Origin of the sequence: Sorangium sp. So ce145, assembly GCF_051525985.1 — a bacterium.
GTDB classification, from domain to species: domain Bacteria; phylum Myxococcota_A; class Polyangia; order Polyangiales; family Polyangiaceae; genus Sorangium; species Sorangium cellulosum_B.
On sequence record NZ_CP150315.1, the window covers coordinates 9,606,796 to 9,633,332 of the forward strand.

Annotated in this window: 19 protein-coding genes; 5 read left to right on the forward strand and 14 right to left on the reverse strand. The window is 70.7% G+C overall.

The features are described from left to right. Nucleotides 1-166 precede the first annotated feature (166 nt). Both WMF34_RS35545 and WMF34_RS35550 read left to right on the forward strand, forming a co-directional pair. Nucleotides 167-2,674: a cytochrome c peroxidase gene (locus tag WMF34_RS35545; RefSeq protein ID WP_437990613.1), complete on the forward strand. Its 2,508-nt coding sequence runs from the start codon at nt 167-169 to the stop codon at nt 2,672-2,674. A gap of 47 nt (nt 2,675-2,721) precedes the next feature. Next, nucleotides 2,722-3,372, forward strand: coding sequence for a LolA family protein (locus WMF34_RS35550; protein WP_437990614.1), 651 nt, complete (start codon nt 2,722-2,724; stop codon nt 3,370-3,372). A 26-nt stretch (nt 3,373-3,398) separates the two neighbouring features. On the opposite strand, the gene WMF34_RS35555 is transcribed toward WMF34_RS35550, so the two are convergent. Further along, complete coding sequence (locus WMF34_RS35555) at nt 3,399-4,199, reverse strand: hypothetical protein (RefSeq protein WP_437990615.1); 801 nt, start codon at nt 4,197-4,199, stop codon at nt 3,399-3,401. A 245-nt stretch (nt 4,200-4,444) separates the two neighbouring features. On the opposite strand from WMF34_RS35555, the gene WMF34_RS35560 reads away from it, so the two are divergent. Beyond that, nucleotides 4,445-5,437, forward strand: a complete 993-nt coding sequence (locus WMF34_RS35560) for an amidohydrolase family protein (protein ID WP_437990616.1) — start codon at nt 4,445-4,447, stop codon at nt 5,435-5,437. A gap of 30 nt (nt 5,438-5,467) precedes the next feature. Here the strand turns inward: WMF34_RS35560 and WMF34_RS35565 are convergent, their stop codons facing one another. The 6 genes from WMF34_RS35565 to WMF34_RS35590 form a co-directional block, all read right to left on the reverse strand. After that, nucleotides 5,468-7,039 carry a hypothetical protein gene (locus tag WMF34_RS35565; protein WP_437990617.1) on the reverse strand — a complete coding sequence of 524 codons (1,572 nt, stop codon included), beginning with the start codon at nt 7,037-7,039 and terminating at the stop codon, nt 5,468-5,470. Between the two features lie 111 nt (nt 7,040-7,150). Continuing rightward, the gene (locus tag WMF34_RS35570) at nt 7,151-8,203 is read right to left on the reverse strand and encodes a hypothetical protein (protein ID WP_437990618.1); all 1,053 of its coding nucleotides are present in this window, start codon (nt 8,201-8,203) and stop codon (nt 7,151-7,153) included. 98 nt (nt 8,204-8,301) lie between these two features. Next, complete coding sequence (locus WMF34_RS35575) at nt 8,302-9,621, reverse strand: FecR domain-containing protein (protein ID WP_437990619.1); 1,320 nt, start codon at nt 9,619-9,621, stop codon at nt 8,302-8,304. Then, nucleotides 9,612-10,244, reverse strand: coding sequence for an RNA polymerase sigma factor (locus WMF34_RS35580; RefSeq protein WP_012239606.1), 633 nt, complete (start codon nt 10,242-10,244; stop codon nt 9,612-9,614). The genes WMF34_RS35575 and WMF34_RS35580 overlap by 10 nt, the downstream gene beginning before the upstream one ends. Nucleotides 10,245-10,381: 137 nt before the next feature. Further along, nucleotides 10,382-12,256 carry an ABC transporter ATP-binding protein gene (locus tag WMF34_RS35585; protein WP_162144036.1) on the reverse strand — a complete coding sequence of 625 codons (1,875 nt, stop codon included), beginning with the start codon at nt 12,254-12,256 and terminating at the stop codon, nt 10,382-10,384. Nucleotides 12,257-12,538: 282 nt separating this feature from the next. Next, nucleotides 12,539-15,232: a penicillin acylase family protein gene (locus WMF34_RS35590; protein ID WP_437990620.1), complete on the reverse strand. Its 2,694-nt coding sequence runs from the start codon at nt 15,230-15,232 to the stop codon at nt 12,539-12,541. A gap of 270 nt (nt 15,233-15,502) precedes the next feature. On the opposite strand from WMF34_RS35590, the gene WMF34_RS35595 reads away from it, so the two are divergent. Beyond that, the gene (locus tag WMF34_RS35595; protein ID WP_437990621.1) at nt 15,503-16,675 is read left to right on the forward strand and encodes an SUMF1/EgtB/PvdO family nonheme iron enzyme; all 1,173 of its coding nucleotides are present in this window, start codon (nt 15,503-15,505) and stop codon (nt 16,673-16,675) included. Between the two features lie 157 nt (nt 16,676-16,832). On the opposite strand, the gene WMF34_RS35600 is transcribed toward WMF34_RS35595, so the two are convergent. From WMF34_RS35600 to WMF34_RS35630, 7 genes are all read right to left on the reverse strand, one after another. Next, nucleotides 16,833-17,831 carry a HupE/UreJ family protein gene (locus WMF34_RS35600; RefSeq protein WP_437990622.1) on the reverse strand — a complete coding sequence of 333 codons (999 nt, stop codon included), beginning with the start codon at nt 17,829-17,831 and terminating at the stop codon, nt 16,833-16,835. Continuing rightward, nucleotides 17,828-18,646, reverse strand: coding sequence for a peptidyl-prolyl cis-trans isomerase (locus WMF34_RS35605; protein ID WP_437990623.1), 819 nt, complete (start codon nt 18,644-18,646; stop codon nt 17,828-17,830). Before WMF34_RS35605 ends, WMF34_RS35600 begins: the two co-directional genes overlap by 4 nt. A gap of 137 nt (nt 18,647-18,783) precedes the next feature. Continuing rightward, complete coding sequence (locus tag WMF34_RS35610; RefSeq protein ID WP_437990624.1) at nt 18,784-20,094, reverse strand: polysaccharide deacetylase family protein; 1,311 nt, start codon at nt 20,092-20,094, stop codon at nt 18,784-18,786. Nucleotides 20,095-20,469: 375 nt separating this feature from the next. After that, nucleotides 20,470-21,357 carry a phosphotransferase family protein gene (locus WMF34_RS35615; RefSeq protein WP_437990625.1) on the reverse strand — a complete coding sequence of 296 codons (888 nt, stop codon included), beginning with the start codon at nt 21,355-21,357 and terminating at the stop codon, nt 20,470-20,472. A 61-nt stretch (nt 21,358-21,418) separates the two neighbouring features. Then, nucleotides 21,419-22,462, reverse strand: coding sequence for an NAD-dependent epimerase/dehydratase family protein (locus tag WMF34_RS35620; RefSeq protein WP_012239611.1), 1,044 nt, complete (start codon nt 22,460-22,462; stop codon nt 21,419-21,421). A gap of 56 nt (nt 22,463-22,518) precedes the next feature. Further along, nucleotides 22,519-23,556: a deoxyhypusine synthase family protein gene (locus tag WMF34_RS35625; RefSeq protein ID WP_012239612.1), complete on the reverse strand. Its 1,038-nt coding sequence runs from the start codon at nt 23,554-23,556 to the stop codon at nt 22,519-22,521. Between the two features lie 355 nt (nt 23,557-23,911). Then, on the reverse strand, nt 23,912-24,442 hold the full coding sequence (locus tag WMF34_RS35630; RefSeq protein ID WP_157907146.1) for a cytochrome c-type biogenesis protein: 531 nt from the start codon (nt 24,440-24,442) through the stop codon (nt 23,912-23,914). Between the two features lie 346 nt (nt 24,443-24,788). Between WMF34_RS35630 and WMF34_RS35635 the strand changes: the two genes are divergently transcribed. Further along, nucleotides 24,789-26,378 carry a cytochrome B6 gene (locus WMF34_RS35635; protein WP_437990626.1) on the forward strand — a complete coding sequence of 530 codons (1,590 nt, stop codon included), beginning with the start codon at nt 24,789-24,791 and terminating at the stop codon, nt 26,376-26,378. Nucleotides 26,379-26,537 lie beyond the last annotated feature (159 nt).

A 26,537-nucleotide genomic window follows, 5' to 3' on the forward strand; every position in this document is an offset into this window, starting at 1 on the left:
GCGTGGTTTCGGGGTGCCCTCTCTCCCACGCCCATACACCGGAGGTGGGACACCTCTCGTCCGGCGTGGCCTTACCGCAAGATTGCCTAGCGCGACCTTCCGTCCGACAATGCGATTCGGGGCGCCAAGGTCGCGGCATCGGAGCGGCGACCGGGTCGACCAGACCATGACGGACATCAACCTGATCAACACGACCCTCGATCAACGGTACCTCATCCTCGGGCTGCTCGGGGAAGGCGGGATGGGGGCGGTCTACGAGGCACGGCACCTGGGCACCGGCCGCCGCGTCGCCGTCAAGGTGATCACGAGCAAGCTCGCGCAGGACGAGGCGGTGATGGCCCGCTTCGAGCGCGAGGCCAGGGCGGCCGGCGCGATCGACAGCGAGCACATCGCGAGCGTGCTCGACAGCGGCAGGGACCGCGCGACCGGGCTGCCCTTCCTCGTGATGGAGCTGCTCAACGGCGAGGACGTCGACCAGATGCTCCGGCGGCTCGGCCCCCTGCCGCCCGAGCTCGCGCTCTGCATCGTGGCCCAGGCGTGCATGGGCCTCATCAAGGCGCACGACGCGCGCGTCCTCCACCGCGACATCAAGCCCGCCAACCTGTTCCTGGCGCGGCGCGACGGGGGCGAGTACGCGGTCAAGCTGCTCGACTTCGGCGTCGCCAAGATCCAGGCCGACGACTCGTTCGAGCACCACCAGGAGCTCACGGCCACGAGCAACCTGATCGGCTCGCCCATCTACATGTCGCCCGAGCAGGCGCGCAACATGCGGGACGTCGACGGCCGGACCGACGTCTGGTCGCTCGGCATCGTCCTCTTCAAGATGCTCGCCGGGCGCACCCCCTACAGGAACTCGCGGGGGCTCGGCGAGCTCATCGTCGCGATCTGCTCGACCCCGGCGCCGCCCATCCAGACGCTGGCGCCCTGGGTGCCCTACGAGGTCTCCGAGATCGTCCAGCGCGCGCTCCAGATCGACAGGAACCTGCGCTTCCAGAGCGCGGCGGAGATGCTCGACGAGTGCCGGATGCTCCTGCCGCACGGCATCTCGATCCACGAGAGCATGCTGCGGCCCCTCCCCGACTCGGTGCAGGCCGACATGCCGCCGCCCTCGCAGGGGCCGCCGAACCCCGACGCCCCGACGCGGCGCCCGCCCACGCCCGTGGGGACGCCCCGCAGCCGCACGCCGACGCCCGGGAGCACGTCCCGCAGCTGGCCGGACCCCGGCGAGATATCGACGCGGCGCCCGCCCACGCCCGTGGGGACGCCCCGCAGCTGGCCCGAGCACGTCACGCACAGCGGGCAGCTCGGCCAGAGCGGTCACCACCACGCGACCCAGAGCGGCCACCACCACACGACCCAGAGCGGCCACCACGCGACCCCGCACGGCCTCCTCATCCGCGGGCTCCCGGACGGCCCGCCGCCATCGAGGACGGTCTCGGGCACCTCCGTGCCCTTCCACAAGACGATCATCGTGGCGGGTGACCAGCCCACCGCCCACGTGCGCCCCCGCAGCAAGGCGGCCCCGCTCGTGGTGGCGGCGGCGCTGGTCGCGGCGACGGGCGCCGGCGTCGGCGCCTGGCTGGTGCAGAAGACGACGGCGTCCGCGTCCGCCCCGGCGACCGGCGGGACGCAGCCCGCGCCGGCGGCCGCCGCCCCGGCCGCGCCCACCGCGGCGCCGGGCGCGTCCGCCGCGGCCACGGCCGAGCCGGCCGTGCAGATCGATCCGGAGCGGCTCGGGAGCTTCAACCCGCTGCCGGCGGTCATCACGTCCTCGAGCAACCCGCTCACGGACGAGAAGATCAACCTCGGCCGGATGCTCTACTACGAGACGCGGATCTCGAAGAACCACGACCTCTCGTGCAACTCGTGCCACCCGCTCGATCGCTACGGCGCGGACGGCGCCAAGGTGTCGATCGGGCACGCGCACCAGAGCGGCCGCCGCAACACGCCGAGCGTGTACAACTCCGCGGGGTTCTTCTCGCTCATGTGGGACGGGCGCTTCGACAACGTCGAGGCCCAGGCCAACGGGCCGATGATGAACCCGAGCGAGATGGCGATGACGCCGGTGCGGCTGGAGGCGACGCTGCGCTCCATCCCGGAGTACGTGAAGGCGTTCGCCAGGGCGTTCCCGAGCGATCCGTGGCCCGTCAACGCCAACAACACCGCGAAGGCGATCGGCGCGTTCGAGCGCAAGCTGATCACGCGCGGGCGGTGGGACCTGTTCCTGGAGGGGGAGCCCGAGGCCCTGACCAACGCGGAGAAGGAAGGGTTCAACACGTTCGTCGAGGTCGGCTGCGTGACGTGCCACTTCGGCCCGCACGTCGGGGCGACGATGTTCCAGAAGCTCGGCCTCGTGCGGTCGTGGCCCGACACGATGGACCGCGGCGTCTTCGAGATCACGAAGAAGCAGGCCGATTTCATGGTCTTCCGGGTGCCGACGCTCCGCAACGTGGCCATGACGGCGCCGTACTTCCACGACGGGTCCGTCTCGTCGCTGCAGGAGGCGGTGCGGCTCATGGGCAAGCACCAGCTCGGCAAGGACCTGTCCCATGCGCAGGTCGAGCAGATCGTGGTGTGGCTGAAGAGCCTGACGGGCGATCTCCCGAAGGAGTACATCGCGAAGCCGGACCTGCCGGAGAGCGGGCCCAACACGCCGAAGCCCATTGCAGATTGAGCGCGGCCCGCTCGTCTGACATGACCATGTCAGAGGACGAGGCGAGGATGCAGCGACGATCTTTCCTGATGGGGCTCGCGGTGTGCGGCGGGGCGCTGTCGATCGGCAGCCACGCGCGCCGCGCGCGCGCGGACGAGGTGGGCGACGCGCTCGCCGAGATCACGCGGGCGCGCGCGTCGGTGAAGACGCTGGTCGCGCCGTTCACGCAGGAGCGGAGCATCGGCCTGCTGGCGACGGCGGTGAAGAGCGACGGCGAGATGACGCTGGTGCTGCCCGACCGGCTCCGGTGGGAGCTGAAGCCGCCGGACGCGATCACCTACTGGATCACGCCCGAGGGGTTCGGCTTCGCGACGCCGAAGGGCGCGGCGGGCGCGGGGCGCGGCGCGGCGGGGCGCTTCGGGGCGGTGCTGTCGGACCTCCTGGTGCTGCTCGGCGGCGATCTCGGGAAGCTGCGGGCGCGCTACGATCTGTCGATCCCGAGCCGCGCGGACGGGATCACGCTGGCGGCGCGGCCGCGGGCCGAGGAGGTCGCGAAGCACGTGCGCAGCCTCGAGATGACCTCGGGGCCAGAGCTGTGGTCGGTGCGGCGGGTGGTCATCGAGGAGCGGAACGGCGACCGCAGCGTCATCGCGTTCGGCAAGGTGGCGCGGGACGTGAGCGTGGATCCGGCGCGGATGAAGGCGCCGAAGCAGGGCTGAGCGGGCGCCGCGGCGCTAGGCGGAGATCAGCACTCGCACTCGTCCTCCCCTTCATAGGACTTGGCGACGAAGCTCATGTCGTACGGGTAGTTCGCCTCGGGCGGCCCATAGATGCGGAGCAGCAGATCGTTCGCCGAATCTGCGCCCCCTCCATCGAGCCATACCCGTCCATGATCGCTCTCCTCGGCCCCGAGGAGCTCCATCGTGGCAGCGCTGTAGACCTCCACGATCAACGTGTTCTCTGGACCGGGGGGCGGAGTGTACTGCTCACAACCCGCGCCGCACAGCCCTGCCCCGGAGGCCAGGACGCGAAGGCTCCAGTTGACCTCCTCGATCCCGAGAGAGGTGGTGTCGAGCAGGTACCAGTCCTCGTCGCCCTGGCAGAGGACGAAGTCGATCTTCGAGAACCACGCGCTGGGACCGAGGCTGTCGTCGGTGTGGTCATAGGCGAGCGGAGCCGCAGCGGCGGACGCGTCGTTCGCCTCGTAGGCGTCGTCTGCGCAAACAGACGCTCCGCCGCCCCCGGTCGCGGCCCCGCCTGCACCAGCCCCGCCAACGCCGCTGCCGCCGCTGCCGCCGCTGCCGCCGCTGCCGCCGCTGCCGCTGGTGGCGCCGCTGCCGCCACTGCCGCTGGTGCCGCCGCTGCCGCTGCCGCCGCTGCCGCTACCGCTGATGCCGGTACTGCCGCTGGCATCGCTGCCGCCGCCTCCTTCGGCGCCTGAGCCCGCGCCATCGTCCAGCCAGCGCGAGCAAGATGTCGTTCCAAACAAAGACGCGTAGAGCGCCGCGAACCCCATGAGACGAACCGAGCTACGAATGAGCGACATAGACAACTCCACTGGGCACGAATGAACAACGACCTCCAGGGCGAAACTTCGCCCTGAGGCGCGAACATCGAGCGTTCGCACAAAGCAGGCTCAGAAGCGAATCGTCAGCTCACATCATTTTTCATATCTCCCGACTCCCTCCTTTCTCATGGCGCCATCCCCGCCACGGCGTATCCTTGTCGGCGATGGATCCAATCGTCGCTCATCGCTCTCGTGGTCGCCGCCGCCCTCATCGCCCTCCTCCGATGAGCTCGCGCGCCGAGCGCGGCGCTCGCGTCCGGAGCATCGCGTGGGGCGCCGCGCTCGCCGCCGTCCTGGGGTGCCGTTCGTCGCCGCCTCCGCCGGCCCGCCAGGAGGTCATCGACATCCATGTGCACCTGACCGAGGCCAGCGCGGTGGCACCATTGCTCGCGCACATGGCCAAGCATCACGTCGATCGCGCCGTCATCCTGGCGAGCCCGGACCTGACAAGCGGCCGCGGCGGCGCTGGCCTCTCCGGCTACCGCGCGGGCAACGACATCGTCCTCGACGCCGCCGCGGCTCACCGTGGAAAGCTCATTCCCTTCGTCACCCTGGAGCTGGGGGACGCTGACATCCCGTACCTCGCCGAGCTGCGCCGCCGGGGCGCCTGCGGCGTGAAGCTTTACCAGGGGCACAACCTCTTCCACGAGCGTCCCCTCGATGACCCCTCGCACCAGGCGATGTGGCAGGCGCTCGCGGCTCAGGCGGTTCCGGTTCTGCTTCATGCCAACACCGTCCGTTACAGGGGCGAGCTCGAGGCGGTCCTGCGCGCCTTCCCCGACCTGCAGCTCGTGTGCGCGCACCTCTGCGGCAGCCGCACCGACCTCGCGCGCATGGAGTCCCTGATGGAGGCCTTTCCGCGCCTCCTCGTCGATACGAGCCATGGCTCTGCCGGGCCGGCGACAGAGGGGTTCGCGAGCCTCGAGCGGGAGCGCGCCCGGCTCCTCGGGCTGTTCTCTCGCTGGCCCGAGCGCTTCCTGTTCGGGACCGATCTCGTGACCAGCGGGCTGGACCCCATGTCCATGGAGCTGTGGGACCTGCAGGTGGAGTCGAACATGGGTCTCTTGAAAGAGGACAAGTTTCGCTTCTTTCGTCAAACCGCCGATCAACCGGCCCGCACCATCGGCACCTATCAGGGCCTTCACCTGCCTCCCGAGCTCCTCGGCCCCGCCCTCGGACAGAACGCCGCGCGGTGGCTCGGCGCCTGCCTGCGGTGAGGGCCACCTCGCGGATCGCCGCCCGCGGCCTCAGGGGCCGAACTTCGCGAGGAAGATCGCCCGGGTCGTAGACGTCGGAGCCGCCAGCGGCCCCGTGCCAAAATCGATGGTGCCGAGGAACGGGCCGGCGGCGTACACGTGGCCGGTCGCGTCCATGGCCGTGGAATAGCCGTACTGTTGCCCCCTGCCGCCGGTGTGCTTCACCCAGCGGACCGTGCCCGCCGCATCGAGCTTCGCGACGAAGGCATCGCCATAGGTGCAGTCCATCAGGCCCGTGCCGAAGTCGACGTCGCCGTAGATCAAGCCGGTGATCGCGAGCTCGCCGTCCACGGTCGCCGCGACGTCCAGCGCCGTCTGCGGCCCATACTGCCCGAGGCGCTTCGCCCAGAGGAGCTCGCCTGCCGGGCTCAGCTTGGTCACGAAGGCGTTGCCGCCCCACGTGACAGAGCCGGGCTCGAGAGGACCGTACCCTCCCTCGCTCACCAGAGGACCTGCGCCGAAATCCACGCTCCCGAGGAACGTCCCGCTGATGACGACGTTTCCAGCGCCGTCGATCGCGACGCCGTACGCCCTCTGGAGCGCCTCGTCGCCGAACCGCTTGCTCCAGACGTGCTCACCGGCGGCGTCGAGCTTCGCCACGAAGATATCCTCGCTGCCCGCGGTGATCAGCGGCTCGCCGCCGAGGTCGATCGCCTCGGCGAAATAGTCGCCGAAGCTGCCGGCGAGGACGACGCTGCCCGACGCGTCGAGCGCGACGTTGTGGATCTCCGTGTAGCCGAGCTGCTTGTTCCAGAGGCAATTCCCCGCAGGGTCGAACTTCGCGATGAACGAGTCCATGTCACCGACGCTGGTCAGCGAGGCGCCGCAGACGCTGATATGGCCCATGAACGTCCCTGCCACGACGACGTTCCCGGCTGCATCCATGGCGAGGCTGTCCGCCCATTGATCACCATCGACGCCGATCCGAGCCGACCAGACGTGATCTCCGTCTGCCGTGAAGACGGCCACGAAGGCGTCGCCGCCCGACTCCTGCCCCACCAGCAAACCACCTCCGAAGTCGACGCCGGTCCCGTAAACCACCCCCGTCGTGGCAATGAGCCCCGCCTGGTTGACCGCGACGTCATTCGGGTAGGCCGAACCGGAGAATTCCTTGTGCCAGAGGTTCTCTCCTTCCTCGTCGAATTTCGCGAGCGCGAAGGCCAGGGCGCCCCCGGTCGAGAGCGGACCGTCGCCGAAGTCGACGCCATCGGCGCCCGCCGTGGCGACGACGAGGTTGCCGGGCTCGTCCACGGCGATGCGGCTGCCCACCCACACGTTGGGTTGGCGTGGGTTCGAGGCGAAGTGCCGGCTCCACAGAGAGTCGCCGCTGCCGACGGCGTCGCCGGCGCCCGCGCCGCCGCTGCCGCCTGCGCCGCCTGCGCCGCCTGCGCCGCCGCTGCCGGCGACGGCGTCGCTGCCGCCTGCGCCGCCGCTGCCGGCGACGGCGTCGCTGCCGCCTGCGCCGCCGCTGCCGGCCCCGCCCGCTCCGGTCGCGCCACCCCCGGCGCCCTCATCGCGTATGGGATCGAGCGGGATCCTGTCGCATGCGGCGACAAGCGTCATGAGCGCGGTGCATCCAGGTACGAGGAGCTGTTTCAAGGAGGCCTCTCCGATCTCGATTGAAGAAGTGCGCGTGGCTTGCTCCTATGAATGGCCGCCTGTCGTGGCGGCGGCTCACCGCTGGACGACGACACCGAGCGAGAACGACGCGAGCGGGCTGAATGTCGAGATCACCCGTCCTGCAAACCGGATGTCGACAGGCGGGATCGCCGCGCCGCCGAGCGCGCCCGCCGTGAGAGCCACGGAGTCGACGAGCCGGAGACGCGCCTCGCCTCGCCCGTACACGAAGGCGGTGAACGTGGACTCATCGCTGTCGATATAGGGCGGTCTCGCATCGCCGGACGCGCTCACGTAACCGAGACCCACGCCGGGGGAGAGGACGAGTCCGAACCGACGGCTCCTCTCGATGGGCGCGAGGGCGAGCTCGGCGCCGAAGAGCGAGCGGCGAAAGCGAACCTTGCCTTCGGACGCCTCGATCTCGGGACCGATGACCGGCAGGTCCGCCAGGAGGCCGGCGCCGATCCGGGCCGAGGGCCAGATCCGGAGCGAGGCATCGAGCGCCAGCGAGGCGCCAGGCGCCTGCCATCCCACGGCGATCGCGAAACCGACTTCGACGAGCGGGATCCTGGGCGCCAGAGCCACCGCGAACGGCGGCGAGGGCGGCGCCCAGGCGCGGATCGGCGGGCTCCGCCACGCCTCACCGGGCAACGCGGCTGGAGGCGCGGCAGGAGAGGGCTGGACCGGGGCCGGCGCGACGGCCGCCGGCTCTGGTGCGACGGCTCCGGCGGGGGCCCCGGCCGTCGACGCCGTCGACCGGAGCGCCCGCACCAGCTCCGCCGCGCGGAGCACCCGGGTGTCGAGCGGGCCGTCGGGCGCCACGCTCGCGACCAGGTCCGCGCGCCCGCTCGAGTCCGACCAGATCTCGATGGCCCCCTCCTCGCCTTCGGGGATGACGATGAGCAACCCGCCGGAACCCGCCGCCACCGGGCCCGCCTGGACGTGTACCTGCAGGCCCGCCGCTTCGAGCTCCTGCGAGAGCCGGTACGCGAGCGCCCCGCGCGCGCCGGCGACGACCGTGATCGGCGGCGCCTCCTCGGCGGAGCACGGCGCCACGAACGCCGTGAACGCCGCCAAAGCGACGAGCGCGCAGCCGATCGAGCGCGCCACGGCGCGCGCCCCCGGCGAGCGCAGGCGGCGCCGGCGCGGCGGCCGCGACCTCCGCGGAAGGAGGCTCGATCCAGCGCGCAGGCTGCCGAGCGGACCCCTCAATCGGCCCCATCGGCGAGCGTCGCCGCGAGCCCGGCGTGGGCACCGTTCGGGTACGCCGCGAGGTAGCGCGCGGCGAGCTCGCGGGCGCGCGCGCGGAGCTTCAGGTTCCTCGCGCACTCTATCGAGCGGCCGAGCGCCTCCGGCGCGAGCGCGCCGCGCGGCCTCTCCGCGAGGTACACGGCGAACCAGCGCTCGGCCTCCGCCCAGGCGCCGCGCCCGTCGAACGCCATGCGGCCGAGGTGGTACGCCGCTGCAGCCGCGGCGTCGCTCCCGGCAAACCGCTGCCGCGCCGCCTCGTAGAACCTGGCCGCGACGTCCGGCTTGCGGGAAAGCCGCGCCGCGGAGCCGAGATCGACGAGCTCCGCGCCGCCGGCGCGCCCGAGCACCGCGTCGATGCCCAGGAGCTCCACGTCCGCGAGCGCCTCGCCGAGCTTGCCCGCGGCGAGGTGCGCGCGCCAGCGCTCGGCGGGGGCCTCGGCCAGAGGCTCGCCCGCGCGGGGCCGCGGCGCGCCGAGGGAGGGCGGCGCGGGGGCGGGCGCGGGGGCGGGCGCGGGGGTGGGCGCGGATGCGGCGGCGCTCGCGCCCGGGAGGAGCGCGGGCGGCTGCGCGGAGGGGGTGGCCTCAGGATCAGGCGCTGGCGACGACGCCCGCGGCGCGGCGGATCGAGGAGCCGCGCACGCCACCCGCGTCGCTTCGGGGGCGGCGAGGGCGCGCCCCGACGGGTCGACGCATGGCCCCAGGATGCGCACGCGGCCGGTGATCATCGAGACCGTGAGCTCCTCGGCTTCCGTGTTCCACGTGATGTCGAACTCGGTGCCGATCACGTGGACCTCGAAAGGGCCCCCGGCCACCACCCACCGGGTGTCGTCGCGATGCACGACACGCACGCGCAGCGAGCCGCGCTCGAGGAGGACGCTCGCGCCCCGGGGGCCGACCTCGGTCACGCGGGCGCGCGTCCCGGGCGCGAGGTCCACGCGCGACCCGTCCGAGAAGTCGAGCCCGACCTGCGACGCGTCCGCCGCCACCCACCGGCCGACGGCGCCCGGCGCCCCCGCGACCCGGTAGGTCAACGGGTCGCCCGGCCGGAGCAGCACGAACCAGAGGACCGAAGCGGCGACGCACGCCGCGGCGAGCGCGACGCCGAGCCGCCGCGAGCGGGGAGCCGCCCTGGCGCTCAGCGAGAGCGCGGCCTCCTTGCGGTAGATCGCCTCGAGTCGATCCGTGGTCGACGGCCGCACCAGCCGCTCGAGCGCGGCATCCTGGTGCGCGGCGACCCGGCGCCCCACGGCCGCGACGTCTTTGGTCCTCAGGTCCATCGGTCGCCCTCCGCGAGCCAGGAAGAAAGAGCTTCATCCTTCTTGCAGCGCTCGACGAACGCGAGCTCCGCGCGCTGGATCCGGCGCTTGACGGTGGCGAGCGACACCTTGCACGCAGCGGCCACCTCCGTGAGCTCCTGGCCCTCGACGATGCGCAGCGTGAAGGCCAGCCGATCGTCGGCGTCGAGCGTCTCCAGGGCGCGGTAGAAGGCACGCACGCCCTGCCGGGCCTCCGGATCGGCGCTGGCCGCGACCTCCGGCAGCTCGTCGCTCGCGAAGAACGCGAGCCAGCGGTGCCTGCGCCTCTTGCGGAGCGCCTCGCGCGCGACGAACACGGTGACGCTGGTGATGAAGGGCTTCAGCGCCTCGGGCTCGCGCACGTCGTCGATGCGGGAGAACACCCGGGCGAACACGTCCTGGACCAGATCCTCGAGGCTCCGGACGTCGCCCAGGATGCGAAACAGCATCCGCTCGACGAGGCCCGCGTAGGTGTCGAGCAGGCGGCGCTCCGCCGCGGGGTTCCGAGCGTGCAGGCCGCGCAGGATGTCGGGTGAGGTGACCTGCGCGCCGGCAGGACCGTCGGGTGGACGGGGCTTTCGAACGACGCGGAGGTGCACGGACATCGGGTAGCCTCTAAGATGGCCGGCCCTCGCCGCGACGGCTCAGCGCGGGCGTGCGGCGTCGCCCTGCGCCCCCGTTCCTGGATCATGCGTTGACCCGGCGCCTCGGGCTCCGCCCGCACGATCGCGTCGGGCTTTGCTCACGCGACCGCGCCGGACGCCGCCGCGGCCTCGAGCAGCGCTGGCTCCAGCGCTCCTGCCCGGCCCGGGCCTCTCGCGCCGGAGGGCTCGTGCGCCCGCCAGAGATCCATCATCCGGCGGTACGCCCCGCCGCGGCGGAGGAGCGCCGCGGGCGGGCCCTGCTCGACGACGCGCCCGCCCTCGATGACGACGACGCGGTCGGCGCGCAGGGTGGTGGAGAGCCGGTGCGCGATGAGCAGCGTGGTGCGGCCCTGCGAGAGCCCCTCGATGGCCCGCTGCACCGCGGTCTCGCTCTCGATATCGAGGCTGCTCGTGGGCTCGTCGAGGATCACGACCGACGGGTCCTTGAGCAGCGTGCGCGCGATCGCGAGGCGCTGCCGCTCCCCGCCGGAGAGCGCCACGCCGCCGCGGCCGACGAGGGTCTGGTACCCGAGGGGGAGCCGCTCGATGAACTCCTCCGCGCAGGCGGCGCGCGCCGCGGCGCGGAGCGCCTCGCTCGTCGCGTCGGGCGAGCCATAGCGGAGGTTCGCCTCGATGGTGTCCTCGAAGAGGAACGGCTCCTGCGTGACGATGCCGAGCCTCCGCCGGAGCGCGCGCTGCGACAGCGCCCGGAGGTCGAGCCCGTCGATGCGGATCGCCCCGGAGGTCGGATCGTGCAGCCGCAGGAGCAGGTCGGCGAGCGTGCTCTTCCCGGCGCCGCTCGGGCCCACGACCGCCACGAACTCGCCGGCCCGGATCGAGAGCGAGACCCCGTCGATGACCGCCCGCCCGGCGGCGTGCTGGTAGCGGAAGCTCACCTGGTCGAGCTCGAGGTCGCCGCGGATGTGCTCCGGGCTCACGGCGCGCTCCGGATCGGCGACCGCGACCTCGGCGTCGAGCACGCCGAAGATCGCCGCCAGGCCGACCTCGGCGCGGCGCGCCGTCTCGTAGACGCCGAGGAGCGTCTGCGCGGGGCCATAGAGGCCGCCGACATAGCCGAGGAACGCGACCAGCGTGCCCACGCCGAGCTCCCCGCGGAGGACAAGGAGGCCCCCCACGCCGAGCAGCGCCACACGTCCGATGTTGACGCAGACGCTCCGGCCCGCGGAGAGCCGCGTCTGGAGGCGGATGCTCTTGAGCACCTCGCCCTGCGCCTCCTCGACGGAACGGATGAACCGGGCGTGCTCGTCCGCCTCGCGCGCGAACGCCTTGACCGTCTTGATGCCCGAGAGCACCTGCTGAAAGCGGTTGTAGATCCCGCACCAGCGGTCGAGCACCTCGCGCTCGCGCTCCACGAGGCGCGCGGTCGTCGCCCTGCCGAAGAGGAGCGGAGGCACGATGAACCCGACCGCGACCAGCGCGAGCAGCGGGCTCAGCCGGAGCATGATCCCGAGCGAGACCACGAGGTAGACGAGCGCCGGGAAGAGCTGGAACGCGACCGAAGCAAGGCAGTCCATGAGCGACGTGATGCCGCGATCGACCCGCGTCATCGTCTCTCCGACGCCCCTCTCCTGATGGTACGAGAGGGGCAGCGCGTGCAGCCGCGCGGTGGTCTCGTCGAGCAGGTCGCGGTTGATGCGGAGCCGCACCCGCCACACGGCGAGCGCCGCCAGGCCCTCCGCGATCTGCCGGAGGACGACGAGCGCGCACAGGGCGAGCGTCAGGCAGGCGAGGGCCCGGGCGCTCTGCTCCCCGGGCGCGGCCGGCCCGCTCCCGGGGCCGAAGACACCAGCGCTCGCCGAGATCTGGTCGAAGATCGCGCGGTGCGCGAGCGGCTCGAGCGCGGGCAGGCCGCCCGAGACGAGCGTGAGCGCGAGGCACACGGAGAGCCTCGCGCGATGGGGAGACAGGTAATTCAGACTCCGGCGCAGGTCACGGATCAGGGATCGCTTCACGGCCAATGCTCGTTCGCGCCTCATCGCAGCGCAGGAGAAGGCGCCAGGCGCGGCCGGATACGAGCAGGGGATAGCCCTAGGCGCAACGGTCTTCTCTGCGCGTTCGAATGGAATCATCGGTGTCCCAGGAACCCGCGGAGCCGAGGGATCCTGGGAGTCTGGATCACGCGCCGGCGCGGGCGGCGGCCGCGCCGACTCGCGCGCTCGCGCCGACTCGCGCGCTCGCGCCGGCGGCGCCCGGCGACATGGGGCCGCCGGGGCCCGCGGCGCGCTCGCGCGGGGTCAGCGCGCCGGCGAGACGTCCACCACGCTCGCCGGATCCGTCACCGCGCCCGGCCCGAAGTGGAACTCGAGCGGCTCGTTGTCGAGCCATTGCGGAAGGAGGTTGTTGTAGAAGGCGCTGTCGCGGTGGAGGTCCGACCCGCCGGGGAGCCCGAAGCGCATCTTCGGGCCCGCTGGATCCGCGTCGATGACCAGGCGGATCGACGGCCCGTTGGCGAAGGCGAAGCTGGGCTTCTCGCCGTCCGGCGGGAGCGCGCGCGATCTCGGGTTGGCGACGTTGACGGTGAAGAGCCCGCCCGGCGCGGCATAAGGCCCGTCGTTGTACACGGCGAGGCCGAAGTTATCGAAGATGCTGCGGAGCGTGAGCGTGTGGACGCGGCCCCAGCGCCAGTCGTCCGCCGGGCCGATGGCCGCGAGCGAGGCGGCCGCCTTCGCGAGCGCCCGGAGCACGATGTCGTCCTGCGTCTCCGCCACGCCGTCGGTTGTCACGTCGTCCCAGAGCAGAGGGCCCGAGCTCAGGCGCGCCGGATCGCGCAGCGCGCGCGCCACGACGGTCAGCCCGAACCCGGGCTCATCGAGGCCCGCGGCCGCCGCCTCGTCGCCCAGCGCCTCGCTCACGATCGCATAGAACGTCGCGTGGAACGCCGTGCAGCCGATCGACTCGGCGGCGAGCGTCGCGTCGTCCACCTTGCCCGCGTCCACCGGATCGTGCCCGTCGAGCCCTGTCGGACATGTGGTGTCCCAGGCGGCGAGCGCGCCGACGACGGCCTGCTCCTCGTCCGTCAACGTCGCCAGCTCCGCGGCCGAGAGCACGGCAGGCACGACGAAGCTGCCATAGAGCGAGTACGTGTCGCCTTGCATCGCCGTCATGGTGTCGGGCGAATGCGCGTCGCCGCCTTCGGCGAGCAGATCCAGGATCCGCTGCTCGCGCGTCCCGTCGGCCTTGTCCCACGCCTGGAGCGCGCCTTGCCCGTCGTTCGTGGGATCGCCGTCGGCGGTCGCGCCCGTCATGTCGCCGTTCGCCGTCGCGATCGCGGCCGCAGGCGGGTTGAGGAGCTGCGGCAGCTCGGCGAACGGGATCGGGTCGCCCCACTCGGCGCTTCCGTCACCCGGGAGCGGCAGCCACGCGGGCACCTCGGGCGACGCCCAGGGCCGCGCCGGCACCTTGCTGTACGGGAACCAGCCGATGTTCCCCTCGGTGTCGACGACCACGAAATTCTGGCTGGCGGAGCTGGCCGCCTCGAGCCCTCTCCTGGCTTCGTCGACGCTTCCAGCGCGCCCGAGGGCGAAGAACGCGTCGAGGTCCGTCCCGCCGTCGTGCCCGCGCCACCGGATGGTCACGGCGGTCCCGGCGCCCGCGTCCTCGCTCACGATGGGCCCGTGGTGCGGGACCCAGCGGAAGGTCTTCTCGATCGTCTCGCCGGAAGCCGCGTCCTTGAACGAGAACTTCTTCTCGACGATCGCCACGTCTTCCCCCTTGAAATCGACCGACGCGCCGTCCCCGGTCAGCGTCTCCAGGTAGACGTCGGCCAGGTCGTAGTACGCGGTGGTCACGCCCCAGCCGATGGACTCGTTCTGTCCGATCATCACGCTCGGCATGCCCGGAAACGTGCCGCCGGCGACGTGGTATTCGCCGTCGCCCCTGCTCTTGGCGTCGAGCTCGACGGGGAACCAGATGCTGGGATTGCCGAGCAACAGGTGCGGATCGTTCGCCAGGATGGCGTGGCCGCTCTCGGTGCGGCCCGGGCCGACAGCCCAGTTGTTCGACCCGGCGTCGCCCGCCATCTTGCGCCGGCCGTCGCCGACCTTCGCCGCGCGCTTCGCCGCGCCCGTGAAGAGCGCCCGGTGCGGCGAGAGCCGCGACACGGCCGCCGGCGCGAAGGGCCGCACGAGGTCCGCCGTCTGCGCGGCGGGCACGGTGGACGCGTCGAACACGGGCGCTGGCGAGAACAGATCGGCGGCGAGCGCCGCGTCGAACAGCGGCACCTGCGCCGCGAGCTCGAGCTCTCCTTCGCTGTTGTTCGAGAGGTCGTTGAGCACGTAGAGGCCGACGGCGGCGCTGTCTTCCGGGCTCCAGTCGCGGATCGGGTCCTTCACCATGAGCGCGAGGTTGTACTCGACGGTCAGCGTCGCGCCGTTCCTCTTGTTCCGCATGTCGGCGAGCCAGGCGTTCACGCCGCGCGCATACGCGTCGAAATGCCCTTTCACCTTCGGGCTCGCCTGCTCGTAGAGCGCCCTCTCGAGCGGCTCGCCCTCCCGCGTCGTGAAGAAATGGCGGTTCTGATAGTCCTGCTCGAGCACCCGCGCGCCCGCCTTCACCAGCCCTCCGAGCGACCCCTCGACGAGGTTGCGGATGAAATCCATGAAGAAGAAGCGGTTCTGAGCGTGGAAGTAACCGAGCGCGGCGAAGCAGTCGTCGTCGGACGCGCACTCGAGGTGAAGGACCCCGAGCTCGTCGGTCACCGCCCGGACCTCCCCGTCGAGATCGGGAATCGTCACGCCGCCGGGGTCCGATCCCCCTGCGCCGCCGCCCGCTGCTCCCCCGCCCCCCGCGGCTCCCCCGCCGCCTTCACCGCCATTGCCGCTTGCCGCGCTGGACGGGGCCTCGCCGTCGTCGCCGCACGAGACGGCGGCCGCCGAAGCGGCAAAGACGAGCGCGAGGACCAGCGAACCGAATCGAGCCGTACGCATCATCAGCGATACTCCTTCTGCCTTCGGGCGGACGATATCACGCGCCTCCGGCGGGAACGGCGAGCTGCGCGCGTCGATAGGTTGCCGGAGCAGAGGGCGAGATCCGGCAGCGTCGGCGCGGGGAGCCGGTGCCCCCGGAGAGCGCCCGGCGCGCCGCCGCCCGGAGCGAGCGCGCCCCCGCCGGACCGCCTCCGGCCCGGCCGGGGCGCGCGGCGTCGATCCGGGGGCGCGAGCCTGGTTCCCCTCGCCGAGATCTCGACTATGACGCCGGGCATGCGACGCCTCCTGCTCCCCCTCTCCCTCCCCGCCCTGACGCTCGCCGCCGCCTGCTCCGGCGCACCCCCGGAGCCGGCCCAGACGGCGCCGTCCCCGCGCGCGCACGACGGCCGCCCGCCCGCGGCCGCGCCGTCCCCCCCCGAGGCCGGAGCCGCGGCGCCCGCCGCCCCGGAGGCCGGCGCGCCCGCCGCCCAGGCGGGGACGGCCGGCGGGGAGACCGCCGCCGCGGAGGAGCAGGCGTGCCCTGCCGACATGAAGCTCGTGGAAGGCGAGTACTGCAGCGAGGTCGAGCACACCTGCCTCCGCAGCTGGTACGACAAGTCGAACAAGAAGACGGTCTGTGAGGAGTTCGCCCCCGCCCCGGCCCGCTGCACGGGCGACAGGACGAAGAAGCGCTATTGCATCGACACGTACGAGTGGCCGAACAAGAAGGGGGAGCGGCCCGAGGTGATGAACCGCTTCCACCAGGCGCAGGTCAAGTGCGCCGCCGTCGGCAAGCGCCTCTGCACCGAGTCGGAGTGGACGCTCGCGTGCGAGGGCCCCGAGATGAAGCCGTTCCCGTACGGGTACTCGCGCGACGCGACGAAGTGCAACGGCGACCACCTCTGGGACGATCCCGACATGAAGAAGGTCGCGAAGCGCGATCCGGGCGAGCTGGCCCGGCTCTGGAAGGGGGTGCGGAGCGGGTCGCAGCCCGAATGCATCAGCGACTATGGCGTCGCCGACCTGCCGGCGAACACCGATGAGGTGGTGGCGAGCGAGACGAGCGGCGGCTGGCGCGGCAAGTTCGACAGCGTCCACACCGGCGGCCCCTGGTACAAGGGCGTGCGCAACCAGTGCCGGCCGAAGATCTACACCCACGACGAGGGGTTCTATTATTACTTCCTGAGCTTCCGCTGCTGCGCCGAGCCCGACGGCAAGGCCACCGAGCCGCGGACGCCCCGGCAGGTCCAGGAGGGGTGGGACATGTCTCGCGTCGAGCGGATGGCGCAGTTCACCGTCGAGCAGATGCGCGGGAAGCTCGAGCTCAAGGAGCAGGGCAAGTGCGAGTGCAAGCCGACCGACATCCTGTGCAAGACGATGTGCGGCACGCTGCTCGGGCCGGGCGCCGTGGACGCAACGCCCGGAGGCGGCGCGCCCGCGGCGCGAGGGAGCGGCGAGAAGCGGTGAGCGGTTTCCGCCCGCCTCTGCACATGCCGAGCAGAGCGGCGGTCACCCGCACAGGAGACGGGCCCAGATCGGCGTTTTCGGCGCGCAAGCGCACTCTGGTGCGCTGAGCACCGAAAACGTCGAGGTGGGCCCGTATCCGAAGCGGGCGACCGTCGCTCTACATGCTGGCGTCCGTCAGCATCGCCACGACGCGCTCGATCGACCAGTAGCCTGCCATTGCGCCCATCGCATACAGCACGCCGCGCCTCACCGTCGCTGGTTGCGTGGGGACCCGCGCGCCGAGGAGGCGCAGCGCGACCACCAGCGCGATCACGCCGAGCTGACCGAGCTCCACGCCCACGTTGAAGAACAGGAGCGCAAGCGGCACATGCCTCTCCGGCAGCCCGATGTCGAGCAGCGACGACGCGAACCCGAGCCCGTGAAGCAGCCCGAAGGCGAACGTGACGGCCCATGGGGCCCGGCGGGTCAGCGAGTCGGTCGACCGCATGCACTCGCCGCAGATCAGCACGATCGAGAGCGCGATGGCCGCTTCGACCGGCGGGGCCGGCAGCGTCAACCAGCCGAACACGGCGCAGGCCAGCGTCAGGCTGTGCGCGACCGTGAAGGCCGTGACAGCGCCGAGCAGCTTCCGGCCGCCGCGCACGAGGAGCGTGAGCGCGATGACGAAGAGGAGATGGTCGAACCCGGTCAGGATGTGCTCGACGCCGAGCCACGTGTAATCGACCATGATCGGCCGGAGCGCGCCGAGCCCGGCGGAGGCGGGGATACCGTAGACCAAGAGGCTCGGGTCGTTGCCGGTCAACACCCGGACAAGCCGGCTTCCATTCCGCCACTCGACCGCGACCATCACGTTGGTCTCGGTCCCCTCGAGCCAGGGGAGCTCGATGGTGCCGACGAGGCCGTCGTGACCGCAGTCGAGATACGCTCCCTCGACCTTGCAGGCCGGAGGGAACACGGCGGGCGTCGCGAGCTCGGCCTGGAGTGCGGCAGAGCTCGCCTGCCAGCGCACGAGGAACCGCCCGTCGTGACCTTCCACCTCCGTCAGCGAAAGAAGCGCTGAGTTGAGCGCGTGGCCGGCAGCGGGGACAGGCGCCAGAAGCAGGGCCAGCAAGAACGGCAGGAACCGAGCCAGCCGGAGCAGACGAGAACGATTCAAGGGCTCTCCTTGAACCTGTACTGCGCAAGGAGGCTCTTGACGAGCTCGTCGACGGCTTCCTTCTTCTGTGCGGCGACCCAGTCGGCGGTGAGGATCGCGCGGATCGCCTCGCGGCTGGGCAGCCCCCCGCTTATCTGGTTGACCCGCACGAGCAGCAGGCTGTCCTGGGTCTCCAGGGGCTGCCACGTCGCGAGCGGCGAGCTGCCAATGCTCTCGGAGACCGCGGGTCCGAACTTGTCTGCGATTGAATCGCGGGTGAGGTTGCCACCCACGATCGGACGACCGAGCGTCCTTGGGTCCGCACCGTCGGCCAGCGCCCGTCGATACGTCGACCGCTGCTCCTCTGCAGCCGGATCGCTCCTGGGAAAGGTCACGACCTCGAAATCGTACCGCAGCGGCGTCTCGTACTTGCTCCGGTGAGAAGCCAGCCACGCGTCAAGCTCTGCGTCCGTCGGCTCCCGCGCCGCCACCGGCTGAGCCGCCCGTGTCCGCAGCTTCTCGGCCAGCGCGACCCGCACCGTCGCATCCTGCCGATCGAGCCCCTCCCGCAGCGCCTCACGGTAGAGCACCTCGTCCCGCTTCCACCCGTCGAGCGCCTCCGCCAGCTCCGCCGCCGTCGGCGCCCGCCCCATGGTGTCGCGGAACTGCCGCTCCAAGTCCGCCTTCAGCCCCGCGCTGACGACGATCTCCCTGGGATCGCCGGCGACGAGCCGGTGGCCGAGGAACAGCAGCGCGCCGATGAAGAGGAAATGGATGACCGGGTCGCGGAGCAACCGAGCGAAGCTCCCCATGGTTCTACTGCTGATGTCAGGCATGAAACGCGCTCTCGCTGGGGGAGAGGAGACCCAAACGCTCCGGAGACGTCAAGCCCCCGCTGCGGGACCTGTCCTGGGTGGGGTCGACTCCGCCCGAAGCCGCGCCCGCAGCGGCGCGGGGCTTCGGGCGGCTCGCGTCACGGCGAGAGCGTGACGGACTTCGCGTCGAGCGCCACTTCGTAGTAGCCGTGCGGATCCCACTTGAGCGGGGCGCCGTTCTGCTTGAGCGTGCCGCCAGTGACCGTCACGCGCACGTACTTCCCGGGCGGGAAGTTCTGGGGGAGCGTCCAGCTGTAGGTCGTGTCGTTCCCGTTCTTCATGTTGGTGCCGTCGGTGATCGCCTTCTGACCGCGCCAGTAGGCGCCGATGGTCTCCATGGTGCCGATCCACACGTCGCCGTACTCCTTGACGGCCTTGACGTGATCGGACCAGGCCTGGAACGGGATGGGCTGATAGGCGCCGTCGTTGCCGCCGGTGAAGCCGTGGATGCAGAAGGTGCGCCACTTCTTGCCGCTTCGCGCGCTCGCGACCTCCGAGTCCATCTGCGCCTTGGAGGCGTTGGTCGGGGGAATGTAGGTGGGCAGAACGAACGGATTGCTGTTGTCGTTCGGGCCGATCAGGGCGTTGGACACGCCGCGGTTGATCATGAAGCGCGTCCGGGCGATGCCCTCGTATACACCCGCGCCGTTCGGGGCCGCCATCGTGTACGGCGTGACGCCGTACTTGTCCTTGATGTCCTTCGTCGCGGCGTCCGTATCGGAGCCGCTGTCGTTGCTCGAGTGGCTCCTCGTGTGGTTGGCGAGCTCGTGCCCGCGCGTCAGAGCCTGTTTCCAGACCGCGTTGTTCGCTTCCTGCTTACCGGTCCAGACGTAGAAGGTGAACGGCACGTCGAGCGCCATCATCTCATCGAAGTGCTGGATCTGGGTCTGGTTCACGTCGTCGAAGCTGTACGTCACGGCGCCCGCGAAGCCGGCCCAGTCGAGGACCTTGAACCCGCCCGCCGCGCCGGACGGCTTCGGCACATTGCCAGCGCCGGGCGCCGGCGGAATGCCGGAGTCGGGCAGCGATCCTCCATCACCGCCGCCGCCCGTCCCTCCTCCACCCGCACCCGCTCCGCCGGTGCCAGCCGGGTCCGAGCCGCCGGTGCCGGCCGGATCCGAGCCGCCGGTGCCAGCCGGATCCGAGCCGCCGTTGCCCCCCCCGGACGACGCCGAGGTCGCGCTGGGATCCCCGCCGCCGGAGGAGGAGCTTCCCGGCGTGCCGCCGCCGTCGCCGCCGCTGCTGCTCGTCGTCTGCTGGCCACCGGTGGTGCCGCCGGAGGTGTCCTCCCCGTCGTCACCGCCGCAGCCGCTGACGTGCAGCGTGCCCAGCAACAACATCGCACCGAGCGCCAGGGACGATGACGCAGGAAAATTCTCGAAGTGGAGGAATCGCAAAGATTTCAGCATGGGGTGAGGATACAAAACCCCCGGAAGGCGCTCAAAGGATTAAGCGCGACGCACGCGGGCCGACGCATCGTGCGAAGGGCTCATATGTTACCAAAAGTAGCGAGCGGCTCGCACGTTACCAAAAGTAGCGAGCGGCTCTCACACGTTACCAAAAGTAGCAGGGCCGCGTCAGCGGAGCGCTCCGCCGTATCTTTCTAGCGACGCGGCGACTGCCGGAGCGTACCGGGCTTCGCGTCGGCCTCATGTGCAGCGCCGTCCCCCTGACCCGCCGGGTGTATTCCACTCCACCCCTGCCTGGACGATCGGCAAAGCAGGCGGGCGGCCCCGTGGTGAAGGCCGGAGGAACCGCCCGCCGCGTGGGTCCAAGGGTCCGCTTCACGGATCCCCCTGGTGTCCGAGCAACACGCGCCGACACCATCGATGCAGGCGCACGTCGTCGGTCGCGAACGACCAGCGGGCGGCGAGCCATCGCTCCGCAGGCTCGAACAGCGCGTCGAGGTGCTGGGCCAGCAGCCACTCCCGGGCGAGGCGTCGGTCGCGATCCGTGGCGGTCGTGGTGATGAACGGCGTGAGGTAGATGACGGCCGAGAGCGGATCGAGCCGAGCGTCTCCCACGATGGGTAGGCCCCCGAAGTCGATCACGGCGCTCACCTCCTGGCCTTCGACCAGCACATTGCCTGGATAGAAGTCCATGTGCACGAAGCTCGGTCGCTCCGGCTCGGGCAGCGCGGCGGCCAGAGGCGCCGGATCGATGCCGTCGAACGCGCTCCCGGCGGAGGTCAGGCTCTTCCTTGCGCGCAGCTCGAGGTAAGCGCTGTAAGAGGGCGTCCGGATCGGCTCGGCTTCGCAGAGGTCGCCGTACCACGCAGCGCTCACGCGCAGGGCTCGCAGGCGCGTCGAGGCCTCGAGAAAGCGAAGGATGAGCTGTTCCCGCTCGGCGCCGGCCGCCTCGCCGAGCACCTGCAAGAGGGGCCGCCCGGGGAGCCGCGGCTCGAAGGTGATGAGGCGGCCGTGCAGCTCGGTCATCTCCAGGACGCGCGGGATCGAGAACGGCACCGCGCTCGCGCCCTGGTGGAAGTCCTCGAGCAGCTGGGCCCGTCGAACGACCGTCTCCCGGACGGTCCCGGGATGGTGGACGCGCGCGACCCGCTCGCCCCCCAGCGCAAACACGCAGGCTTCACCGCCGACGCCGAGCAGCGCATCCCGGGTCAGGCCGAGGTGGCTCATCACCTGCAGCAGGGGGGCGTCGTCGTCGATGCTCATCCCGAGGTCCGCTGCGGGCGACTCGTGATCATGATCTCGCTCGCCCGGCGCCGCGCGCCCCTCAGAAGAAGACTTTCAACAGGCCGATCGCGCCCTGCTTCCAGGGCACGCGATGGGTCACGCCCGAGCGGCTCTCGAACTCGCTCCGGTGCGCCCGGTACCACTCGAGGTTGCGCACCAGCGCGTCCTTGTTCGAGTACCTCGGCGTGAAGCCGAGCACCCGCTCGGCCTTCTCGATCGACACGAACGAGTCCTTGGACGCCGTCTCGTAGACCCACTTGTAGAGCGGCGACACGCCCATCGCCTCGAGCGCGCGCAGGCCGAGCACCGCCGGCGCCGCCGGGAAGGGCACGATCTTCTTGCCCTTGCCCACCGCGTCGAGCACCGCCTGGTAGTCCTCGCCCATGGTGGTGAAGTCCTTCGCGCCGATGTTGAAGGTGTCGTTGGCGATCGACGCCTCCTTCGTCATGCACAGGGTGATCGCCTCGCAGAGATCGGCCACGTCGAGGAGCTGGTAGCGGTTCTTGCCGTCGCCGATCATGGGGAAGCCCTTGCCGTCGAGCGCCCAGTCGTAGAGCAGGGCGAAGACCCCGAGCCGCTCCGGGCCGATGAAGGACTTGGGCCGGATGATGGGCACCACGAGCCCCCGGCCGCGCTCCTCCAGGCACACGACCTCGGCCTGGATCTTCGCCTGCCCGTACGGGCCAACGCCGTCGAGCCGGTCGTCCTCGCAGAGCGGGTGGTGGTCGGGGATGCCGTACACGGCCGTGGAGGAGATGTGCACGGCGCGCTCGACGCCGTGACGGCGCGCGGCGCTCATGACCAGGCGCGTGCCGATCACGTCGGTCGTGTAGATCTCCTCCGCCGTGTACAGGGGCAGCGCGGCCGCCGTGTGCACGACGAAGTCGTGCCCCTTCACCGCCGCGTCGACGACCGCCGCGTCACGGATATCCCCGCGCACCTCGCGGATGCGCGACCGCTCGGGGTAGTCGAAGTCCAGGAGGTCGAGCGACGTGACGTCATAGCCGCGCTCGAGCAGGTGCCGCACCAGATTGATCCCGAGGAAGCCCGCGCCGCCCGTGATCAGGACCTTCTTCTTGCTCATCGTCTTACAACCTCGCTTCAGGGACAGGAATCAGGAGTAAGGAGAGCCGCCGGCGCTCACGCGCCGCGCGCCTCGATGATGGCCCGCGCCTCGGCCGGGTGGCGCTTGCACTCGAGCAGCGCTCCGAGCAGGAGCGGCGCCACGATGGTGGCGTCCGACTCGATCACGAACATGGGCGTGTCCTCGGTCAGCTTGTCCCAGGTGATCTTCTCGTTGGGCGTGGCGCCGGAGTACGAGCCGTAGGACGTCGTCGAGTCGGAGATCTGGCAGAAGTAGGCCCAGGGCCGGGCCGGCTCTTCGAGATCGTACTTGAGCGACGGCACCACGCAGATGGGGAAGTCCCCCGCGATGCCCCCGCCGATCTGGAAGAACCCCACGCCCGCGCCTTCGCTGAGCGCGCGGTACTGATCGTACAGCGCGACCATGTACTCGATGCCCGACTTCACGATGCTCGCGCTGCACTCGCCCCGCTTCACGTACGACGCGAAGATGTTCCCGAAGGTCGAGTCCTCGTGGCCCGGGACGACCAGCGGCAGCCCGGCCTCCGCGGCGGCGAGCAACCAGCACTCCTCGGGCGGTCCACGGTGGAGCGCGGGCTCGACCGCCCGGACCAGCTCGTAGAAGTACTCGTGCCAGAAGCGGCGCTCGCCGCTCGCCGTCGCCCGCTCCCACATGGGGACGACGTGCTTTTCCACCGCGCGGAAGGCCTCGTCCTCGGGGATGCTGGTGTCGGTCACGCGCCGCATCCGGTTTTCGAGGATCCGCGTGTCGTCCTGCTTGGTGAAATAACGGTAGTCGGGGAAGTCACGGTAGCCGTCATGCGCCACGAGGCGAAACAGCGACTCCTCCAGGTTGGCGCCGGTCACGGACATGCCGTGGATCAGGCCGGCGCGGATGGCCGGCGCCAGCGTGATGCCGAGCTGGGCCGAGGACATCGCTCCGGCCACGGCCCAGAACATCTTCCCCCCGCGCTCGATGTGCTCCCAGTAGGCGAGGAGCGCGTCGCGCGTCGCGCGGGCGTTGAAATTCTTGTAGTTGCGGAGAACGAACGTGAGAAGGGGCAGCGTCGTGGCCCCCGACTTCGTCTCAACCATGTTTCGCCGAGCCTCAGCGACCACGAAGGTCGTCCCGGTGGCCTCGGGTCGCGCAGGCCACCAGGGACGCGCTACGGACCGGCGCAGGCCGGGCCGCCATCGCAGCGTCGGGTGGCTTCGGGGGCACCGTAGCATGAATCGCGCGGTTCGTGTCAAGCCGGGCGGGAACCATGCAGGCTAGAGCGACAAACGGGTTGAAACCCCGAGAAAAAGCAGAAATTTCACAGGGAGGCGAGGAGGCGGGGAGCGAGAGACGGCGAGAAGGAGAGATTCTTTTTTTCTTCCTCCCCATGCGGGCCCGCGGATGGGGGCGGATCGTCAACGTCTCCTCCGATCAACCGGGAAGGCGGCGCGCTCACGCGTCGCGCTCGCGGAGCTCGTCGTCGAGACGCTCGTCGTACTCGTCGCGAGCAGCCGCGAGGGTGCCTCCGGACGGAGCGGCCTGCGCAACGTTGCTCCGCCACGATCGCAACAGGGCGAAGATCCCGAGGAAGGTCGCCGCGATGATTAGCAGCAATCCCAGCGCGACCTTGCCGAGCGTGCCTGACGAGGGCGCCGCGCGGAGGCGCTCGCCATAACGCGCCACGAGGTCCTGCTCGATGGCGTCGGCCGCCTCGCCCCGCCGGAGACGCGCGTGGATCTCGCGGCGAAGATCGCGCGCCACCTCCGATTCGTGGACATCGAGCGTCTGATCCCAGCAACACGGCGCCAGCAGACGCGCCGCGAGCGCCCTCTCGCCAGGCGCCGGGGTCGAGTCGACGAGCTCGGAGGCGGCCTGGCTGGGCGGCGCGGGCTCGGCCCTGCCGCTGAGCGCCATGCCCGCGACGGCTGCGGCCAGCGCTGCCACGCGGCGCCAGCGCGAGCTCCGCCGCGACCGGAGACCCATCGATCCGCTTGCCTTTCGCACGCGGTGAGGGAAACGGGCCGGGTCATTGGCAGACCCGTCGTGGTCTCGCTGGATCATGGCGAGACAGGCTAGCGTCACCCGCTGCCAAGGTCCTGCGACACGATGTCGCGCTCATCGCCGCGCGGCGCAGAGCGCAGGCGGGACCTCGAAGCAGAGCGCCGCCCGGCCGAAAAAGTAGGCTGGGAGCGGCCCGTCCGAGGCTCGGCCGGGTTGTTCCAATTGCCGCGGTTTGTCCGGTCCTGCAGCATTTGATTCTGCCCGCAAGGCATCTCGCGCGGTCCGAGGACCGCTCGAGGATCGGTCTAGCGCTTGCAAACGGACGAGCATGAGCAAGAACCGACCAACCTTGCCACGGACGACTGTCGTGCTCGCAGAAAGGCCGATTTGCCGCGGCGTCGTCGCGTTCGTCACGACATCGCTGGTCGGTTGCGGCATCGCCAGCGTGTGGGCACAGACGAGCTGTCCGACCCCACCTCCGCCCGACGCGATCGCCCGCGCACAGGAGGCTTGCCAGGTCGCGGTGCAACGGCCGGAGCAAAGGAAGACCGCCCACGACCTCTCCGACATCTTCAACGCGCGCAACGCCGAGCCGTCCTCTCCCGTGTTCCTGAGCCAACCGAAGCAGGGCAGGGTCTCGGGGTTCGACTTCTACCGGGATCCGCTGAACTCGGACAAGCCGAACGAGGATCCCACCGCCATCATGAAGCGGGAGATCGCGAACAAACCCAACGTCATGCGCGCTCAGCAGAAGCTCCTCGAGCAGCGCTACGATCTCACCCCCAGATTCGACCCCGTCGCCAAGATGTCGCGCGGCAAGCCGCTCTGCGTGGGCCCGACGGCGCGCCTCCAGAGCGGGTTGACCTGGGAGAAGCTGGCCGCCATGCCTCCCCTGGAGATCAAGCGGCAGGGCATCTTCCCGTATCCGTCGCTGCCCCATCCCCTGCAGGCGAACGGCGGCCAGGTCTTCCCGAAGATGCAGATCGCGATGTTCCCGCGGCTCGAGCGCTTCGACGTGGACTTCGATCTGCCGGAGGCGTTCCTGCCCGAGTTCCCGCCCGCGATGTTCCTGAGCAACCGGCCAGAGCTCGGCGACGTGTCGCGCGGGGAGGTGGTGTCGATCAACAACTACTACCGGCTCTTCAAGGACATCCTCACGCCGGTGCAGCTCGACGGGCTCCGGCTCCTCCTGACCTCGTTCCCGCAGGAGGAGTTCAACCCGACCGACGATCGCAAGTCGCGTGAGCCGAGCCTCGGCGTGACGTGCCTCGACTGCCACATCAACGGCCATACGACGGGGCAGTTTCACCTGAACCCGGACATTCGCCCGCAGGAGCGGCGCCTCCGCCTCGACACGGTGAGCTTGCGAGGGGTGTTCAACCAGCAAATCCACGGATCGAAGCGGAGCCTGCGATCCGTCGAAGACTTCACGGAGTTCGAGCAGCGCACGGCCTACTTCAACGGCGATGCCATCCACGCCATGAAGAAGGGCATGAACATCCTCGACCGCATCCAGGTCAGCCACATGGCGCAGCTGCAGAACATGCTCGATTTCCCGCCGACGCCCAAGCTCGACCCGGCGACCGGCCGCCTCGACCACGCGAAGGCGACCCCGAGCGAGCTGCGAGGCGAGCAGATCTTCTTCGGCAAGGGTCAATGCGGAAGCTGCCACACGGCGCCCTTCTATCTGGACAACCAGCAGCACGACCTGCATCTCGAGCGCTTCCTCAAGGACGAGCCGGGGGACGGCCCGATCAAGACCTTCACCCTGCGCGGCATCAAGGACAGCCCGCCGTACCTGCACGACGGGCGTTGCCTGACGCTCGAGGACACCGTGGAGTTCTTCAACATCGTGCTCGGATTGAACCTCTCGCGCGACGAGAAGAGCGATCTCACCGCCTTCATGCGGCAGCTGTAGCCATCAGCGCGAGCTGGAAGAAGACGGCGTTGAAGCGCCGCACCTCGACCGGCCCCCTCCCCGCGCTGATCTGCACCCCTTAGCCGCGCCACCACAGCCCGGCCACGCTGATGCAGGCGCGCATCGCCCAGCTGCACCGTCTCCAACTCGCGCACGATC